Source organism: Micromonospora sp. WMMD734, assembly GCF_049178975.1.
GTDB classification, from domain to species: Bacteria; Actinomycetota; Actinomycetes; order Mycobacteriales; family Micromonosporaceae; genus Micromonospora; species Micromonospora wenchangensis.
Genome location: NZ_JBMHMK010000001.1, coordinates 4,516,566 through 4,531,308 on the forward strand (window position 1 = coordinate 4,516,566; position 14,743 = coordinate 4,531,308).

Consider the following 14,743-nt stretch of genomic DNA (forward strand, 5'->3'; position numbering starts at 1 on the left):
CCGGCACGATGACTCGGATGGAGCCTGTGGAGATCATCGAGGACGGCCTGCTGCTGCGTCCGTGGCTCGCCTCGGACGCGGACGACGTGCACCGGGCTTGCCAGGACCCGGACATCCAGCGCTGGACCACCGTACCGCGTCCGTACCGGCCTGAACACGCCCACGGCTTCGTCACCGAGGTGAGCCCCCGCGCCTGGGCCGACGGCAGCGGGGCACCGTTCGCGGTCTGCGACGCCGGCACCGGCGAACTGCTCGGCTCCTGTGGGCTGGTCGCGGTCGACCGGGAGGTCGAGACCGGCGAGATCGGCTACTGGACCGCCCCCTGGGCCCGGGGCCGGGGGGTCACCGTACGGGCCACCCGGGCGGTCGCCCGCTGGGCCTTCGACGCCCTGGCGCTGCGTCGGCTGATCTGGCAGGCCGAGGTCGGCAACCACTTCTCCCGGCTGGTCGCCCTGCGGGCCGGCTTCCAGATCTCCGGTGAGCTGCGGCTCGCCCGACCCGCCGGGGACGGCCGGGTCGAGGGCTGGGTCGGCTCGCTGCTGCCCGGCGAGGTGCCGGCGGCCGGCGCGGACGGTCCGGCCGGGCCGGGCACTCTGGACGCCCGGCGGGCCGCCGTGTTCGGCCGGCCGCAGCCCGTCCTGTTCGCCACCGCCGGCGACGTCGAACTCCGGCTGCGGCCGATGGAGGAACGCGACCTGGACGCTGTCGCCGCCACCTGCCGGGACCCGGACACCGTCAGGTGGACCGGCGTGCCGCACCCCTACCAGCGCACCGACGCCGAGCGGTACCTGGCCTACGGCGGGCTGGCCTGGGCCCGGGGCGGCAGCGCGTGCTTCGTGCTGGCCGACCCGGACGACGCCTTCGCGGGCACCGTCGACCTGCGGTTGGACCCCGTCGACCCGCTGCGGGCCGAAGTCGGCTTCATGACCGCACCGCACGCCCGGGGCCGGGGCTGGATGCCGGCCGCGCTGGGCGCGCTCGCCGCCTGGGGTGTCACCGGCCTCGACCTGGCCCGGGTCGAGTGGCGGGCCCACGTCGGCAACACCGCCTCCCGGCGGGCCGCCGAGAAGGCCGGCTTCACCGTCGAGGGCACCCTGCGGGGCGGGGTGTCGCAGCGGGGTCAGCGGGTCGACGCCTGGATCGGCGCACTGCTCGCCGAGGACCTGACGTGACCCCGGAGGTCGTCGAGGCCGGCCCGGTGCGGCTGCGACCGTTCCGGCCGGACGACGCCGAGGACCTCGCCGCCGGCCGCGACGATCCGGTGAACCTGCGGTTCAACCCGGTGGGGATGCCGCATCCCTACACGGTCGCCGACGCGCACTGGTGGATCGCCGAGGGCGCCCCGGCGGCGTGGCGCAGCGGCGGGGCCGCGTACGCGATCGTCGATGCCGGGACCGACCGGCTGGTCGGCGGGGCCGGGCTCAGCCAGGTGGTGCCGGGCCGGGGGCAGGCGGAGCTGGGCTACTGGGTGGCACCGCGGGCCCGGCGGCGCGGGATCGCCACCGCCACCACCCGGGCCCTGGCGACCGCCGCCTTCCAGGCCGGCCTGGCCCGGCTGGAGCTGCTGGTCGGGGCCGAGAACCCGGCCAGCCAGCGGGTCGCGCTGGCCGCCGGCTTCCGCCTTGAAGGGGTACGCCGGGCTGCCGGCCCGGGCCGTGACGGCGACCGGTACGACCTGCTCGCCTGGGTCCGCCTCGCCGACGACCCGCCCGGCCCGGTCCCGCGCCTGCTGCCGGACCTGCCCGACGGGCGGCTCACCGACACGGTGGTGACCCTGCGCCGACTCGCGCCTCCCGACGCCGAGGTGCTGCACCGGTTGCACACCCGACCCGAGGTGGTGGCGACCCGGGTCCGTCCGGGCCCACCTACCAGGGCGGACATCGACCGGCGCTGCGCCGTCGCCGAGAGCGACTGGCTGACCGGCCGGGCGGCCGACTTCGCGCTGTGTGACGCGGTGACCGGCACGATGGTCGGCGGTTGCGCCCTGATCCACGACGAGCCGGCCACCGGCCAGGCGATGATCGGCTACAGCCTGCTGCCCGAGGCGCGCGGCCGGGGGCTGGCCACCCGCGCGGTCCGGCTGCTGGCCGGCTGGGCGTTCGACCAGGTCGGCCTGGCCCGCCTCTGGGCCGGCACGGCCCCCTGGAACACCGCCTCCCAGCGGGTGCTGGACCGGGCGGGTTTCCACCGCGAGGGCGTCATGCGCGCCCGCCTCCCCGCTCCGACGCCGGACACCCCCCGCCCCGACACCGTCCTCTGGTCCTTCCTCCCCACCGACCCCACCGCCCCCCGCCCACTTCCCGGGTGATCAAGAGGTTTGCGTCAATTGGATCTTCCACTCTGACGCAAACCTCTTGATCACCGCCGCAGGACGGCGGGGCCGGAGGGCGGCGGGCCGGAGGGAGGTGGTGCGGGTGGGTCAGGTGTCGAGGGAGATGATGCCGTAGTCGTAGGCGTGGCGACGGTAGACGACGCTGGGGCGGCCGGACTCCTTGTCGTGGAACAGGTAGAAGTCGTGGCCGACGAGTTCCATCTGGAACAGGGCGTCATCGACGGTCATCGGGTCGGCCGGGTGCACCTTCGCCCGCGCGATGTGCCAGGGCTGGTCGTCGTGCTCCTCCGGGCGCTCCTCGACGGCGGTGGCCGTGCCACCGGCGGACACGCCCGCGTCGTTCAGGCCGGCCACCGGCAGACCGGCGGTGGCGGCGGCGACCGAGATCGGCGCGTGCCGACCCCGGTGTACGCGGCGGCGGTCGGCCGCCCGGCGCAGTCGGGTGTCCAGCTTGGCGATCGCGGCGTCCAGCGCGCTGTAGAAGTCGTTCGTGCATGCCTCGGCCCGCATCACCGGGCCCCGGGAGACGCAGGTGATCTCCACTCGCTGGCAGGTGTCGGACTGCCGGGGATTGCGTTCGTGGAACAGCTCCACATCGACCCGGATGAGCTTGTGATCGTAGCGTTCGATTTTTGCGAGTTTCTCCGCTACGTGTACCCGGTAATGGTCCGGCACTTCGACGTTTCGACCCTTGACCACGATGTCCACGTGACCTCCCTTTTCCGGATGGCCGGCTGATCTTCGAATCCGGTCGCGCGACCTCGGGAGGGCCCCTGGGAGCGTCGACCGGTCAGGTACGGCTACGCCTCCTTCCACCGTCGGGGGCTGGTGGGAAACCTTCCTACCCCCGACACGAAAACGCTAACTCCTGTACGGCTGACAGTCACCCCCGGTTGCGGGAAACCCTCAGAGAATTAACAGCAACCAACACCATGGGGTGAAACAGAAACACGAAGCGTCACCGGTGCCGCCGTTTTTGCGTTGCACCCAGCACGGCCGCTCCGTATGGCGTCATTCCCGCCGCCCGCAAAGTCCGACTCACCGCCGCCACTGTCGCCCCGGTGGTCAGGATGTCGTCCAGCACCACCACCGCCCGGCCGCCGGCACCGCGCCCGGCCCAACCGGGCCGCAGCCGGAACGCCGACTGGGCCGCCGCGGCCCGACCCGCCCGGTCCAGCGCCACCGAATCCGGCCGGGGCAACGCCCGCACCGGCACCGCCGTCCGCACGTCCCAGCCGGCCCGCCGCAACCGGGCCGCCGCGTGCCGGGCCAACCGGGTCAGGTGGTCGCCATAGCGTTCCCGGGCCGCCGCCGCCCGGTCCGGCACCGGCACCAGCAGCACCGGCCGGGCCTGGCCCACCGAGGCCGCCACCACCTCCGCCAGCAACCCGCCCAACGGCCGGGCCAGCCCGTGCCGACCCCGTTCCTTGTACGCCAGCAGCGCCTCCCGCAGCGGTCCCGCGTACGGGCCGAGGGCGTGGCACGGCGGCAGGTCGGGCGGGGCCGGGGTGGGCCGCGCCGGCACCGGGCGCAGCGCGGCGAGCCGGCGTACACACTGCGGGCAGCAGCCCTGCCGCAGCCGCGCGTCCCGCCGGCCGCACCCCGCGCACCCGGTCGGCAAGACCAGATCGGTCAGGTCGGCCCAGAGCCCGCCCACGTCCGGCACGGCCGGCTCAGAACAGGAAGAACGGCGCGGTCGGGCTGCCCGCCCGGCCACCGGCGGGCGGGGGTGGCGCATCCAGCACCTGCTCGCTGCGGATCGTCTCGGCCGACGACGAGCGGTAGCGGTAGGCGACCCCGTTGGCCTCGTACATCATCATCACCGTCGGCAGCACGTACGTCGGGTTGGCCGGGTACACCGACAGGTGGGTCACCCGGGCGCCCACGTCGGTGACCAGGGCGGTCTGCAGCGCCCCGTCCACGCCCACCTCGTACACGGCGGAACGGTTGGTGGAACCGGCCACGGCCAGGGTGTTCTCCTGCGCCCAGTCCACCGCCGACAGGTCGGTCAGCGTGGTGGCGACCTGGCGTACCGGGCCGAGCGAGACCACCCCGCCGTCGAGGCTCGCCGCGCTGAGACAGAGCCGGCCACCGACGACCAGCGCGATCCGGTGCCCGTCCAGCGAGGCGGCCACCGCCGTGACCTGGCCCGCCACACCCACCGGCACCGGCACCATCCGGGCCCGGTCGTCGAACCGGTAGAGCCGCCCGTCGGCCACCACCAGCCCGTACGGCTGGGCCGTGCCGAGCGGACGCAGCCAGACCGGCCGGCCGATCGCCGTGAAGGTCTGCGTCGCCGGGGTCATCACCGGCACCGGTGCCGCCCCCGACCCGGTGACCAGCCGCTGCCGGCCGCCCGGGGCGGCGGTGACCAGGGCGGCGAGGGTCTTCTCCCCGGCCGCCCGTCGCACCGCGGCCGAGACGATGTCGTGGTTGTCCTCGGTGCGGATCGGCACGGTGCCGATCGCCTCGGCCTCGAAGACGAGCGGGTGGATCGCCCCGGCGTAGACGGTGAACCGCTGCGGCCCCTCGGTGAGCGGGTAGACCGGGTTGGCGAGGCGGTGCGCGGCCAGGTCGTCGATGGTCACCCGGGACTGGTTGCGGGTGGTGAGCTGGAGCGGCCCGTTCAGGTCGGACAGCGACCAGGCCAACTGGATGCCGAGCTTCTCCAGCTTGCGCCGGTCGTCGCCGGGCAGGTCGAGGTTGACCTCCCACCGGCCGTCGGTCTTGACCGCGTTGTTGATCAGGGCGGTGCGGTCAGGCAGGCCGCTCACCCCCTGCCGCAGCCACTCCGACGGCCCGGCGATCAGCCACTTGACCGCCTCGCTGACCAGCCGTTCGGTCGGCACGGCCAGCGGCAGGTAGCGCTGGTCGGCGACCAGCCGGGTGGCGTCGGAGTTCCAGAAGTAGACCGTGTGGGGCTGGAAGTACAGCTGTAGGGCGAGCGCGTCCAGCAGCAGCACGGAGGGCGGGTCGGTGACGTAGTAGCCGCCGGCCTCCGTACCCTCCCCCGGCTCGGCGGAGCCCCGCAGCGAGAACTGGTACTCGGTGTCGGTCACCACCGGCGGGCCGAGCACGCCGTTGGCCCGCAGCACCCCGACCTGCTGCACCGGCACCCGCACGGTGAGCAGCCCACTGGCGTTCTCGGTGATCACCGGGTCCTCGGTCAGCCGGACCACGTTGATCGCGACCTCGCTGCCCTGCTTCTCGGCGAGCCGGTTGCGGTCCTCCCGGGCGATGAACTGCTTGACCCGGGCGTACGCCCGCTCGGGCTCGCCGGCTGCGGCGGACAGGAAGTTGCGGACGAAGGTCTCCCGGTCGGTGCCGCTGGCCGTCCGGGTGGGGGGTTCGCCCCGACCGAAGCTGGACGCGCCCGCCGAGACGGCCGGTCCGGAGCCGTCGACCTGGACGTCGGTGTGGTCGGGGATGCCGCAGCCGGCGGCGGTGGCCAGCAGTGCGGCGCAGAGCAGCCCGGCCAGGGCACGCAGCCGGCTCACGACCGGGCCCGGGCGCGCTCGTCGGTGCCGGCGGTCGGGCCCGGGCCGATGGCCAGCGCACCTCCGCCGGCCGGGCCGATGGCCAGCAGGTCGCCGTCGCGGGGGCCGCCGAAGGGCAGGGTGGCGTCGGCGGGCACCAGCCGCAGCGGCGAGGTGGTGAGCCGGTCCCCGGAGCGCACCGGCAGGGTGAGCCGGAACTGGGCGCCCTGCCCGGGAGCGCCCCACGCCTCCAGCCAGCCGCCGTGCAGTCGGGCGTCCTCCAGGCTGATCGACAGGCCCAGCCCGGTGCCGCCGGTCTGCCGGGCCCGGGACGGGTCGGCCCGCCAGAACCGGTTGAAGACCAGTTTCTCCTCGCCCGGTTTGAGCCCGACACCGTGGTCGCGGACGGTGACCGCGACGGCGGTCTGGTCGACGCCGAGGGTGATCACCACCGGCTTCGCCTCGCCGTGCTCCACCGCGTTGCCGACCAGGTTGCGCAGCACCCGCTCGACCCGGCGCGGGTCCACCTCGGCGATCACCGGGGTGGTCGGCACGGCCAGCTCGATGGTGACGCCGACCCGTTCGGCCAGCCCGGCGAGGCGGTCGGCGACCCGGTGCACCACCGGCACCAGGTCGGTCGGCTCGGAGTCGAGCATGGCGAAGCCGGCGTCGAAGCGGCTGATCTCCAGCAGGTCGGTGAGCAGTTCCTCGAACCGGTCCAGCTCCGCCTGGAGCAGTTCGGCGCTGCGCGCCACCGCCGGGTCGAACTCGTCGCGCTCGGCGAAGATCAGGTCGGCGGCCATCCGGACGGTGGTCAGCGGGGTCCGCAGTTCGTGCGACACGTCGGAGGTGAACCGGCGTTGCAGGCGGGACATCTCCTCCAGCCGGAGGATCTGCCGTTGCAGGTTGGTCGCCATCTGGTTGAACGAGGCGGCGAGCAGGGCGAGGTCGTCCTCGCCGTCGACCACCATCCGCTGGTCGAGCAGGCCGGCGGAGAGCCGTTGGGCGGTGCGCGCGGCGACCCGGACCGGGGTCACCACCAGCCGGGTGACCAGGGCGGCGAGCAGGCCCAGCAGCAGCACCAGGGCCACCCCGGTGGCCAGCACGGTGGCCCGTGCGTCGGCGGCGGTGGCGTCCTGCCGGTTGAGCGGGACGAGATAGTAGAGCTCCAGCTGGCCGAAGCGGGTCGGCACCGGGGAGCCGTAGACCAGGTATTTCGTCCGTTCGCCGGCGAGTCGTCCGGTGCGGATCTGGTGGGCCACCTTGCCGTCGGCGACGGCGGCCCGCAACTCCCGGCTGACCAGCGGGCGGACGTCCATCGCCGGTGAGGTGCGGGTCTCGATGATGCCGGCGTAGTTGTCGGCGGTGATCGCGACCACCACCCCGCTGGTCTGCTGTGGGTCGCCCCCGGCCAGGTAGTTGACCGTGCCCTCGATGGTGTCCTGGAGCTGCGCCTCCTGGGGCTGGCTGTAGAGGAAGAACTGCTTGGCCGAGTAGTCGCTGCCGTTGCGCAGCCGCAGCAGGACGTCGGTCTCGGCGTTGTCGAGCAGGATGTTGGTGATCTTGTCAGCGATGAGGTAGGCGAAGCCGCCGACCAGCAGGCTGGACACCACGAGCGTGATGGTCACCACCCGGACCTGCAACGACCGTCGCCAGGTCTGGCGCACACCGGCGGTCACCCGCAGCGCGCGGCCCACCAGCACGCGCCGCAGCGCCCGCGCGGCGGGACGCCAGCCGGCGGTGTGCTCGGGGGTGTGGGCGGGTGCACTGGTCACGGTGCGACCCAGGCTATCCGGTGCCCGCCTTGTAGCCCACGCCCCGCACGGTCAGGATGATTTCCGGCCGCTCCGGGTCCGGCTCGATCTTGGCGCGGAGGCGCTGCACGTGCACGTTGACCAGCCGGGTGTCCGCCGCGTGCCGGTAGCCCCAGACCTGCTCCAGCAGGACCTCCCGGGTGAAGACCTGACGCGGCTTGCGGGCGAGCGCGACCAGCAGGTCGAACTCCAGCGGTGTCAGCTTCACCTCCTCACCGTCGCGGCTGACGGTGTGCGCCGGCACGTCGATGGTGATCTGGTTGCCGGGCGGGCCGATGGTCAGCATCTCCGGTGCCACGTCCTCACCCCGACGCAGCCGGGCCCGCATCCGGGCCACCAGCTCCTTGGGCTTGAACGGCTTGACCACGTAGTCGTCGGCGCCGGACTCCAGGCCGAGCACCACGTCGACGGTGTCGCTCTTGGCGGTGAGCATCACGATCGGCACGCCCGATTCGCCACGGATCGCCCGTGCCACGTCGATACCGCTCATTCCGGGCAGCATCAGGTCGAGTAGTACGATGTCGGGGCGACTGTCCCGGAACGCGGCCAGCGCCCGTTCCCCGTCGGCGACGAAGGAGGGCAGGAAGCCCTCGCTGCGCAGGACGATGCCGAGCATCTCGGCGAGCGCGGGGTCGTCGTCGACCACCAGTACCCGGGCTCTCATGGGGTTTATGTTTCCATCCCCGTTCAGTTGGTGGGATCGGCGTCTGGATGGCACGGTACTGCCGGGAGAGGTGCCACCGCACGTCCCACGCGCGATATCTGCCCCGATGACCGCATCGCGTTGGGCCGCACGGCGGGTCCACCCGGCCGGTCGTGCCGTGTCACCATGATCCCCGGGCAGGTCGCCGCCCGCCAGCCACCATCCGCAGGAGTACGCGTGCCCGACGTCGGCCCGACCACCGTGCTCCCCCGGCGTCCGCTCACCGTCGGCGAACTGCTCGACTCCGCCGTCCTGCTGCTACGCGCCCAGGGCCGGGTGCTGATCCCGCTGGGCGTCCTGCTCGCCGCCGGTGAACAACTGCTGCTGTACCCGCTGCGCCGGCTCGCCGACGCGCTGCCCCCGGTGTGGTGGAGCGACAACGGGGTGTTCCCGCTGTGGTGGCAACTGCTCGCGGTGGGCGCCGCCACCGAGGCGGTGCTCGTCCTGCTGCTCGGCAACCCGGCCGCGCGGGCGGCCGGCGCGGCACTGCTCGGCCGCCGGGCCACGGTGGCGGAACTGCTCCGCCCGGCCGGTGCCCGCTGGGGCGTCACCCTGCTGCTCGCCCCGGCGGTGGGCCTGCTGATGCTGACCGCGGCGCTGCTCGGCCCGGCCTGGCTGGTCGGCTACGGGCTGCTCGGCTCGGTCGCCGCAGCGGTGGTGCTGGACCGGGTGCCAGGCGTGTCGGCGGTGCCCCGGGCGGCCCGCGTCGCGGTACGCGGCCGGGCCGCCGCCGTCCGGCTGCTGGGCTACCTCGGCTGGTGGGTGCTGCGGGTCGGGCTGGCCCTGGGCCTCTTCTTCGGTGTCGAGTCGCTGCACCTGGTCGACCTGGCCGACCCGGACCTGCGGGTCGCCGCCGCCATGCTCGCCTTCGGCACGGTGAACAGCGTCGCCTACCCCGCCCTGGCCTGCCTGGACGCGGTGATCCACCTCGACACCCGGATGCGCACCGAAGGGCTGGACATCCAGCTCGCCCGTACCCCCGCCGGGCTCGTCGCGGCCGGCCTGCCGGCGGTCGAGCGGTGAGCCGGTGGTGGACGGAGGCCGTCGCCGCGCTCGGCGACGTGCTGCCGCTGCCGTTGCTGGCGCTGCTGGTGGTGCTGCTGGCCGGGGTGGTCGCGCTCGCCTGGTACCACTTCCCGGCCTGGGTGCCCCGCCGGCTGCCCCGGCTACGGCTGCCCCGCCTCCGATGGCCCCGGTGGCGGCTGCCCCGGCGGCGACGCCGCACGGCCGACGGGCCGGGCGCGGTGACGCTGCCCCGCCCCCGTACCGCCGACGACGACCTCCCGGCCGACGCCGCGCGTTCCCTGGCCGACCGGCTGGCGGCCGAGGGCCGGTACGCCGAAGCCGTCCGGGAGCGGCTGCGTGCCATGATCCGCCGGCTGGTCGCGGTCGGTGCGGTGGCCCCCCGGGCCGGGATGACCGTCACCGAGCTGACCGACGCGGCGGCCCGCGCCCGGCCCCCGGTCGACCCGCCGATGCGCGCCGCCGGGGCCATCTTCACCGAGCTGTGGTACGCCCAGCGCCCGGCCGCCGCCGACCACGACCGGCGGATGCGGGAACTCGCCGACGACCTGGACCGGGCGCTGGCCGCCCCACCACCTGACGGGGGCACACCGTGACCGGCCCGGCCACCCCGACGACCGCCGGCCCGGCACCGGCCCCGACGGGTCCCGGCGGCCCGGCACCGGCGGTGCGTCGGCGTCGACGCCGGCACCGGGTGATCGTGCCGTTGGCGCTGGCCGCCGCCCTGATCGCCGGCACGATCGGCGCCCACGCGCTGGACCAGCCGGACCCGACCGAACCCGGTTTCCTCTCCCCGGTCGCCACCGACGACGACGGGGGCGCCCGCCTCGCCGACGCGCTGCGCGCCCGGGGCGTCACCGTCACCCGGGAGACCGACCTGCTGCCCGCCCTGCTCGGCCTCGACCGTGGCCCGGCCACCCTGTTCGTCCCGGCGGCGGAGCTGCTGCACCCCGACACCCTCGGCGCGCTCGGCGAACTGCCGGCCGGTCGGCGACTGGTCCTCGTCGACCCGTCCCGCCGGGTGCTCGAATCCGCCGGCCTGCCGCTGGTGCCGACCGACCGCCGCTGGGCCACCAGGGCGGTCCGGCCGACGGCCGACGGCCGGCCCTGCGCGCTGCCCGAGGCGGACCGGGCCGGGGTCGCCGCCGCCGTGCTCCAGCGGTACGCCGCCGCACCCGGCACGGCGGCCGCCGTCGACCGTTGCTACGCCGACGGCCTGGTCCGGCTGCCCGGCCGGGCCGAGGTGGTGGTGATCGGCGCCAGCGACCCGTTCCGCAACGACCGGATCACCGAACACGGCAACGAGGCGCTCGGCACCGGCCTGCTCGGCGTCCACGGCCGGGTGGTCTGGCTGGACCTGGACGGCCCGGCACCGGCCCCCACGTTCGGCCGTCCCGGCGGCACCGGCGAGCCGGCCTGGTCACCCACCCCCGGCGGGTCCACCGGGTACGACGGCGACGGCACCGGCGAGGGCGGTCCGGGCGGCCCCGGCCCCGCCACCGGCGACGGCGACGGTTCGGGGGACGCCCCCGACTCGGCCGGTCCCCCACCGCCCGACGACCATCCGCTGCTGGACGCGTTCCCGCCCTGGTTCTGGGCGCTGCTGCTCCAGCTCGCCCTGGTCGCCCTGCTGATCGTGCTCTGGCGGGCCCGCCGGCTCGGCCCGCCGGTGACCGAGCCGCTGCCCGTCGAGGTCCGCTCCGCCGAGACCGTGCTCGGGCGGGCCCGGCTCTACCAGCGGGCCCGTGCCCGGGGCCCGGCCGCCGCGACCCTGCGGACCGCCGCGTTGGGGCGGTTGCGCGGCCGGCTCGACCTACCCGCGACGCTCGGGCCGACGGAGGTGGCGGCCCGGGTGGCCGGGCCCGCCGGCGGTACCCCGGAGCAGATCCACGAGCTGCTGTTCGGCGCGGCCCCGCAGACCGACGCCGAACTGCTGGAGCTGGCCCGGTCGCTGGACCGGCTGACCCGTACCGTGGCGGCAGCGCCCGGCCGCCCGACCGAAGGAGACCCCCGGTGACCCGACCCGCCACCACCGCCGAGCCCACGGCCGGCCCGGACGACGCCCGGGCCGCCCTGCACCGGCTGCGCACCGAGGTGGCCAAGGCGGTCGTCGGTCAGGACTCGGTGGTCACCGGCCTGGTGATCGCATTGCTCTGCCGGGGCCACGTCCTGCTGGAGGGGGTGCCCGGGGTGGCGAAGACGCTGCTGATCCGTACCGTCGCCACCGCCCTGGACCTGGACTCCAAGCGGGTCCAGTTCACCCCCGACCTGATGCCCGGCGACGTCACCGGATCGTTGATCTTCGACCCGCGTACCGCCGCGTTCACCTTCCGGGAGGGGCCGGTCTTCACCAACCTGCTGCTCGCCGACGAGATCAACCGGACGCCACCGAAGACCCAGTCGGCGCTGCTGGAGGTGATGGAGGAGCGCCAGGTGTCGGTCGAGGGCGCCCGCCGGCCGCTGCCGGACCCGTTCATCGTGGCCGCCACCCAGAACCCCGTCGAGTACGAGGGCACCTACCCGCTGCCCGAGGCGCAGCTGGACCGGTTCCTGCTCAAGCTGACCGTGCCGCTGCCCAACCGGGACGAGGAACTGGGGGTGCTGCGCGCCCACCACGCCGGGTTCGACCCGCGTGACCTCGGCGCGGCCGGCGTACGCCCGGTGGCCGACGCCGCCGACCTGGCCGCCGCCCGGGAGGCCGTCGGCCGGGTGCACGTGGCCGAGCCGGTGCTCGGCTACATCGTGGACCTGTGCCGGGCCACCCGGGCCACCCCGGCGCTGGAGCTGGGCGCGTCGCCCCGGGGGGCCACCGGGCTGCTCAGCACGGCGAAGGCGTGGGCCTGGCTGGCCGGCCGCGACCACGTCACCCCCGACGACGTGAAGGCCACCGCCCGGCCGACGCTGCGGCACCGGCTGCGGCTGCGCCCCGAGGTGGAACTGGAGGGGGTCGGGGTCGACGCGGTGCTGGACACGGTGCTGGCCACCGTGCCGACCCCGCGATGACCTGGCGGGCGGCCGTCCTGCTGCTGGCGGGCGTGCCCACCCTGCCGTTCTGGCCGGACCCGGTGCCCGCCGTCGCCGTGATGACCGCCGTCGTGCTGCTGCTCACCGCCGTGGACTGGACGCTCGCCGCCCCGCTGCACGGGCTCACCCTCGACCGGGAGGGCGACCGGGCCGTCCGGCTCGGCCACCGCGCGACCGTCACGCTGCGCCTGGCCAACACCTCCGGCCGTACGCTGCGCGCCCAGGTGCGCGACGGGTGGGTGCCGTCGGCGGGGGCCCGGCCGGACGTACCGCCGGACCGGGTGTCCCGGGTCGGGCCGGGCGGGGTGCTGGTGCTGCCCAACCGGCTCACCCCCACCCGGCGCGGCGACCGGCCGGCGGTGACGGTGACGGTGCGGTCGTTCGGGCCGCTCGGGTTGGCGTTCCGGCAGCGGGCCGGGCGACCCGCCACCCCCGGCTGGACGCTGCGCGTGCTGCCCCGGTTCGACTCCCGGCGGCACCTGCCGGAAAAGCTGTCCCGGCTGCGGGTCATCGACGGCACCCAGGTCACCCGGGGTCGGGGCCAGGGCACCGAGTTCGACACCCTGCGCGAGTACGTGGTCGGCGACGACGTCCGCTCGATCGACTGGCGGGCCAGCGCCCGCCGCTCCGACGTGCTGGTCCGCACCTGGCGGCCGGAGCGCGACAGGCGGTTGGTGTGCGTGCTGGACACCGGCCGCACCTCGGCGGTACGCGTCGGCGACGTACCCCGGCTGGACGCCGCCATCGACGCGGCGTTGCTGCTGACCGCCCTGGCCGCCCGCGCCGGCGACCGGGTCGACCTGCTGGCCGCCGACGCCACGATCCGGGCCACCGTCACCGGCACCGGCCGGCGGGACCTGCTGCACCGGCTGGTGGACGCGCTCGCGCCGGTGCACCCGGCGCTGGTGGAGACCGACTTCGACCTGATCGTCGCGGAGATCCTGCGCCGGCACCGGCGGCGCAGCCTGGTGGTGCTGCTGACCGCGTTGGAGCCGGGCGCGCTCGCCGAAGGGCTGCTGCCGGTGCTGCCCCGGCTGGCCGCCCGGCACCGGGTGGTGGTGGCGGCCGTGCACGACCCGGTGCTCACCGCGCTGACCACCGCCCCGCCGGTACGCCCCGAGGACGCCTACGCCGCCGCGGCCGGTTGGCGGGCGCTCGCCGAGCGGGACCGGGTCCGCGCCGTCCTCGGCCGGTACGGAGTGACCGTGGTGGACGCCCCGGCGGACCGGCTCGCCCCGGCCCTGGCCGACACCTACCTGCGGCTCAAGGCCCTCGGTCAGCTCTGACCCGGGCGGGTCACCGGGGCGGGCGGGAGGTGGGGTGCCAGGCGCGGGCGGGATCGGTCGACGGCCAGAGTTCGGCCAGCCACGGGTCGGTCCGCTCGGCCGGTGCCCGCTCGGCGGCGACCGCCCGGCGGCCGAGCAGCACCACGTAGGCGAAGAAGCCCAGCCAGACCGCCGCGCCGACGGCGACCCGCAGCGCCACCGGCACCGGGGCCGGGGTGACGAACGCCTCCAGCAGCGCGGAGACCGCGAACAGCCCGACCAGGCCCACCGCCACCAGGATCGCCGACCGGCCCGCCTCGGCGACCGCCCGGCCCCGGCCCAGGTGCTCCGGCGGCGAGATCCACGCCCAGGCGGTCCGCAGCCCCACCCCGGCGGCCACGAAGACCCCGGTCAGCTCCAGCAGCCCGTGCGGGGTGATCAGTCCGAAGAAGACGTCGGAGCGGCCGTAGGAGACCATCACGCCGCCCACCACCCCGATGTTCAGCGCGTTCTGCCACAGCAGGTAGAGCACCGGCACCACGAGCACCCCCGCGGCGAGGCACTGGGCGGCGATCCAGGCGTTGTGGGTCCACAGGTGGAAGGCGAAGGTCGGCGCGGCGAACTCGGTGTAGTAGCCGGCGAAGCCGGAGTCGACCAGGTCGGCGGCGGCATCCGGGCCGATGAACGCGGCGGCGGTGTCCGGGTTGCCCGCCACGTACCAGATGAGGAAGCCGCTGAGCAGGCTGAACCCGGTCGCCACCGCGCACCACCACGGCCAGGCCCGGTAGACCGCGCCGGGGAAGCCGACGGTGAGGAACCGCCCGACGGCCGACCAGGAGGCCCGCTGCCGGCCGGTGATCCGGGCCCGCGCCCGCAGCACGAGCTGGGAGAGCCGGCTGACCAGGGCCGGGTCGGGTGCCCGGCTGCGCAGCGCCGACAGGTGGGTGGCGGTGCGCTGGTAGAGGACGATCATCTCGTCGATCTCGTCGACGTCGAGCCGGCGACGGTCGCAGAACAGCTCCAGCCGTCGCCACTCGTGGCTGTGCTCGGCGACGTACGCGTCGAGATCCACTGGTCCTCCCCCGTCCGGCGACCATAGTGTTCAC

At 75.2% G+C, this 14,743-nt stretch carries 13 protein-coding genes; 7 read left to right on the forward strand and 6 right to left on the reverse strand.

Features of this window, described 5'->3' with window-relative positions; genetic code table 11:
* The first annotated feature begins 17 nt into the window (after window positions 1-17).
* The gene (locus ACN267_RS19155; protein ID WP_421489291.1) at window positions 18-1,172 is read left to right on the forward strand and encodes a GNAT family N-acetyltransferase; all 1,155 of its coding nucleotides are present in this window, start codon (window positions 18-20) and stop codon (window positions 1,170-1,172) included.
* On the forward strand, window positions 1,169-2,308 hold the full coding sequence (locus tag ACN267_RS19160) for a GNAT family N-acetyltransferase (RefSeq protein ID WP_421489292.1): 1,140 nt from the start codon (window positions 1,169-1,171) through the stop codon (window positions 2,306-2,308). The genes ACN267_RS19155 and ACN267_RS19160 overlap by 4 nt, the downstream gene beginning before the upstream one ends.
* Window positions 2,309-2,419: 111 nt before the next feature.
* On the opposite strand, the gene hpf is transcribed toward ACN267_RS19160, so the two are convergent.
* The 5 genes from hpf to mtrA form a co-directional block, all read right to left on the reverse strand.
* On the reverse strand, window positions 2,420-3,040 hold the full coding sequence (hpf, locus tag ACN267_RS19165) for a ribosome hibernation-promoting factor, HPF/YfiA family (RefSeq protein ID WP_204956561.1): 621 nt from the start codon (window positions 3,038-3,040) through the stop codon (window positions 2,420-2,422).
* A 250-nt stretch (window positions 3,041-3,290) separates the two neighbouring features.
* Entirely contained in the window at window positions 3,291-3,998 is a 708-nt protein-coding gene (locus tag ACN267_RS19170) for a ComF family protein (RefSeq protein WP_421489293.1), read from the reverse strand.
* A 7-nt stretch (window positions 3,999-4,005) separates the two neighbouring features.
* Entirely contained in the window at window positions 4,006-5,829 is a 1,824-nt protein-coding gene (locus ACN267_RS19175) for an LpqB family beta-propeller domain-containing protein (protein WP_281900341.1), read from the reverse strand.
* On the reverse strand, window positions 5,826-7,505 hold the full coding sequence (mtrB, locus tag ACN267_RS19180; RefSeq protein WP_281903216.1) for an MtrAB system histidine kinase MtrB: 1,680 nt from the start codon (window positions 7,503-7,505) through the stop codon (window positions 5,826-5,828). The genes ACN267_RS19175 and mtrB overlap by 4 nt, the downstream gene beginning before the upstream one ends.
* A 91-nt stretch (window positions 7,506-7,596) precedes the next feature.
* Window positions 7,597-8,286, reverse strand: coding sequence for an MtrAB system response regulator MtrA (gene mtrA / locus ACN267_RS19185; protein ID WP_067306208.1), 690 nt, complete (start codon window positions 8,284-8,286; stop codon window positions 7,597-7,599).
* 216 nt (window positions 8,287-8,502) lie between these two features.
* Here mtrA and ACN267_RS19190 point away from each other — a divergent pair, with 216 nt between their 5' ends.
* Genes ACN267_RS19190 through ACN267_RS19210 form a run of 5 tightly spaced genes read left to right on the forward strand, consistent with a single transcriptional unit; the run spans window position 8,503 to window position 13,658 of the window.
* Window positions 8,503-9,348: a hypothetical protein gene (locus tag ACN267_RS19190; protein ID WP_204956558.1), complete on the forward strand. Its 846-nt coding sequence runs from the start codon at window positions 8,503-8,505 to the stop codon at window positions 9,346-9,348.
* Complete coding sequence (locus tag ACN267_RS19195; protein ID WP_204956557.1) at window positions 9,345-9,944, forward strand: DUF4129 domain-containing protein; 600 nt, start codon at window positions 9,345-9,347, stop codon at window positions 9,942-9,944. The genes ACN267_RS19190 and ACN267_RS19195 overlap by 4 nt, the downstream gene beginning before the upstream one ends.
* Window positions 9,941-11,365, forward strand: coding sequence for a DUF4350 domain-containing protein (locus ACN267_RS19200; RefSeq protein ID WP_421489294.1), 1,425 nt, complete (start codon window positions 9,941-9,943; stop codon window positions 11,363-11,365). Before ACN267_RS19195 ends, ACN267_RS19200 begins: the two co-directional genes overlap by 4 nt.
* Window positions 11,362-12,351, forward strand: coding sequence for an AAA family ATPase (locus ACN267_RS19205; protein ID WP_145918022.1), 990 nt, complete (start codon window positions 11,362-11,364; stop codon window positions 12,349-12,351). The genes ACN267_RS19200 and ACN267_RS19205 overlap by 4 nt, the downstream gene beginning before the upstream one ends.
* Window positions 12,348-13,658: a DUF58 domain-containing protein gene (locus ACN267_RS19210; RefSeq protein ID WP_204956556.1), complete on the forward strand. Its 1,311-nt coding sequence runs from the start codon at window positions 12,348-12,350 to the stop codon at window positions 13,656-13,658. The genes ACN267_RS19205 and ACN267_RS19210 overlap by 4 nt, the downstream gene beginning before the upstream one ends.
* A 10-nt stretch (window positions 13,659-13,668) precedes the next feature.
* Here ACN267_RS19210 and ACN267_RS19215 read toward each other — a convergent pair whose 3' ends face one another.
* Window positions 13,669-14,709: a stage II sporulation protein M gene (locus ACN267_RS19215; RefSeq protein WP_281900354.1), complete on the reverse strand. Its 1,041-nt coding sequence runs from the start codon at window positions 14,707-14,709 to the stop codon at window positions 13,669-13,671.
* Between the last annotated feature and the right edge of the window lie 34 nt (window positions 14,710-14,743).